The 293-nt window shown below is 54.3% G+C and carries 1 protein-coding gene; it reads left to right on the top strand.

Annotated elements, in window-relative coordinates; translation table 11 throughout:
- Positions 1–293: hypothetical protein (locus VJI94_RS08195; RefSeq protein ID WP_324008996.1), on the top strand; the 293-nt coding region annotated here is incomplete at both ends.

Here is a 293-nt window from a genome sequence, read left to right as displayed (position 1 = left end):
GAGGTAGTCGTAGTGCTGCCTGATGTCATGGGGGATGGTGAAGGTACCCGCCAGGCCTTGCAAAAGGATGCCGAGAACTGGATCAACGCCATCACTTGCGACGGCTTCATGATTGTGCTGCAGGGCAAGGATGATGAGGACTTCGACAAGACGCTGAAGTTTGTCCTGGATCATAAGGACGAAGGCGTCTGGAAGTTCGTATCGTGGCTAAGCGTACCTCGCAAGCGTGTTGAGGCAGCAGGTTCTCGAGGTGACGATATTGCCAAGGTCTTGGGGACCACCGAAGAGTTCAA

It is taken from the genome of Parvimonas sp. D9 (assembly GCF_035282565.1).
In the GTDB taxonomy this organism is placed as follows: domain Bacteria; phylum Bacillota; class Clostridia; order Tissierellales; family Peptoniphilaceae; genus Parvimonas; species Parvimonas micra.
Note: the sequence above shows the minus strand (reverse complement) of the source record. Positions and strands in the feature narration are given on the sequence as shown.